Annotated in this window: 2 protein-coding genes; both read left to right on the forward strand. The window is 69.6% G+C overall.

The annotated features are described in order from the left end of the window. Positions 1–171: 171 nt before the first annotated feature. The gene (locus AC1DUQ_RS20285; protein ID WP_477059441.1) at positions 172–714 is read left to right on the forward strand and encodes a hypothetical protein; all 543 of its coding nucleotides are present in this window, start codon (positions 172–174) and stop codon (positions 712–714) included. 182 nt (positions 715–896) lie between these two features. Then, the gene (locus tag AC1DUQ_RS20290; protein WP_477059440.1) at positions 897–2765 is read left to right on the forward strand and encodes an adenylyl cyclase; all 1869 of its coding nucleotides are present in this window, start codon (positions 897–899) and stop codon (positions 2763–2765) included. The last annotated feature ends 2 nt before the right edge of the window (positions 2766–2767 follow it).

Consider the following 2767-nt stretch of genomic DNA (forward strand, 5'->3'; position numbering starts at 1 on the left):
AGCCGGGTGCGGTGGTGAGCTGCCAGGGGTCGTCCTGGGTTCCCGTGCCTGCCATCGGTCTCTCCCTCGAGCGTCGAAGCCTGTCGGGTTCACTATCGACCCGGTGGACGGTCCTGGGCACTGTCCGAAGCGCCCGATACGCTCGCGACCGGCATCGACGCAGGAGGCTGGATGAGCGGGCTGGTGGCTGCAGGACTGGTGAGCGCGGTGTCGGACGAGCCCTGGTACGTGATCGTCGCGACGTTGGGTCCTCTGGTGGCGGCCTTCGGTGCRATCGGTGCGCTGATCGTCGGGATCCTCACCGTGCGGCAGCGCACGGCCGCCGACTCCCGGTCGCAGTGGTGGGCACGTGTGCAGTGGGCCGTCGGCCTGGCCTTCGAGACGGACGAGAGCAAGCGTGTGGTCGGGTTCGACGCGCTGGCGCTGCTCGCGTCCTCCCCGCTGGCCGGTCCCGACGACGACGCGTTCCTGGCCGGTCTGTCGCTCGACGTGCTCGACGCGGCCGAGGAGCGGGGTGCCGGCGACGACGCGGACTTCGTCCCCGCCGACGACGACAGGACGCCGGTGCGACCGTCCACGGCCCGCCCGGTGGTGCGGGTCTCGCGGTCCGAGGTCGCGGCCGCGCGGCTGCGCGTGGTCACCGATCGCGGACGCGGGCGGCCCACGCCGTCGTGGATCGCGCGGCTGGCTCAGACCAGCGACGTCCGGCACTGACCAGCGGGAACATCACTCGATCGGGCAAACACTTACCGACCTGTCAGGGTTGACACGAGTCACTAACTGAGTACCTTTCGTCCTGACCGGCACCGAATGTCCGGTCACCGGCGCCAACGGCGGTGCCTCCTCGCGCGCGGGGAGCCGTCTTGCGACGTCCCCTGTGCGGAGAAAGGTCCCTCATGCTCCTTCGTAGGCAGAGCCCCTCGCGTCCCCGACGCCGACGGACCGCGACGGTGCTGGCCACCGCGCTCGCCGTCGCCCTGGTCCCCCTGATCGCCGCGCCCGCCCAGGCGGCCGCTCCGGTCGACCTCGGCCCGAACACGATCGTCTTCGACCCCAGCCAGCCGATCGAGCAGATCCAGGCGACGGTCGACGCCATCGCGACCCAGCAGGTGCCCGCGCACTTCGGGCAGGGCCGGTACGCGCTGCTGTTCAAGCCCGGCACGTACGGGACGCCCGAGCAGCCGCTCCGGTTCGAGGTGGGCTACTTCACCGAGGTCGCCGGTCTGGGCCAGGACCCGGGTGACGTGGTCATCAACGGCGCCATCGAGGTCTACAACCAGTGCCTCCCCGTGCCCGAGGGCGCGGACCCCAACTGCCTCGCGCTGGTGAACTTCTGGCGCTCGCTGTCCAACCTCACCATCCAGTACGCGGCCGGCGACGCCGACGGCTGCCGCAGCTCGGCCAACTTCTGGGCCGTCTCGCAGGCTGCCCCGATGCGCCGCGTGAACGTCACGGGCGCCAACGTCAGCCTCATGGACTACTGCACTGCAGGTCCGCAGTACGCGTCCGGCGGTTTCATCGCCGACTCGACCCTGCCGTTCGTGGTCAGCGGCAGCCAGCAGCAGTTCCTGGTCCGCAACGGCTCGGTGGCCGGCTGGAGCAACAGCGTCTGGAACCAGGTGTTCGCGGGCGTCCAGGGCGCTCCCGCCACCGACTTCGTGACGAACAAGTACACGACGCTCGACACCACGCCGGTCTCCAAGGAGAAGCCGTACCTCTACGTGGACGACGCCGGCCGGTACCAGGTGTTCGTCCCGTCGGCGCAGAGGGACTCCGCCGGAGCCACCTGGGCCGCGGGCAGCACGCCCGGCAAGTCGCTGCCGCTGAGCAAGTTCTTCGTCGCCAAGCCCGGTGACAGCGCGTCGAAGATCAACACCGCCCTCGCGCTGGGCAAGAACGTGCTGTTCACGCCGGGCGTCTACCACGTGAACCGCACGCTCAACGTGATCTGGCCCAACCAGGTGGTGCTCGGCCTCGGGCTGGCGACGATCATCCCGGACAACGGCGTGGTGGCCATGCAGACGCTCGACGTCCCCGGCATCGACATCGCCGGGATCATGTTCGACGCCGGCACGAAGAACTCCCCGGCGCTGCTGCAGCTGGGCACCAAGCTCTCGGCGCTCGACGCCAGGCTGAAGAAGCCGCTGCTGAGCAGCGCGAGCAACCCGACCGCGGTGCAGGACGTGTTCTTCCGGATCGGTGGCGAGGCCGTCGGCAAGGCCACGCAGAGCCTCGTGGTCAACACCAACCAGACGATCATCGACCACACGTGGGCGTGGCGGGCGGACCACGGCACCGGCGTCGGCTGGGACGTCAACACCGCCGAGACCGGAGTGCTCGTGAACGGCAACGACGTCACCGCGACGGGCCTGTTCTCCGAGCACTACCAGAAGTACAACGTCATCTGGAACGGCGAGCGCGGCAAGACGATCATGTTCCAGAACGAGCTGCCGTACGACGCGCCCGACCAGGCGTCCTGGCAGCACGACGGCAGCAACGGCTGGGCCGCCTACAAGGTGGGCGACAAGGTCAAGGTGCACGAGGGCTGGGGCATGGGCGCGTACATCTACACCAACGTGAACCCGACCCTGCACCTCAGCCGGGCGTTCGAGGTCCCCGTCACGCCGGGCGTCAAGCTGCACAACGTGCTGACGGTCTCGCTGAACGCGGCGGGCACCATCGACCACGTGGTCAACGACACGGGCGACCCCGTGACGCCGACCTTCGCGGGACCGAGCACGGTGCTGGAGTGGCCGGTCCCCTGAGC

The sequence above is a fragment of the Cellulomonas sp. P4_B5_2 genome, from assembly GCF_056402235.1.

Bases quoted from the DNA above. Each gene is read 5' to 3' on its own strand.
- AC1DUQ_RS20290 (WP_477059440.1), top strand. From the start codon at position 897: ATGCTCCTTCGTAGGCAGAGCCCCTCGCGTCCCCGACGCCGACGGACC.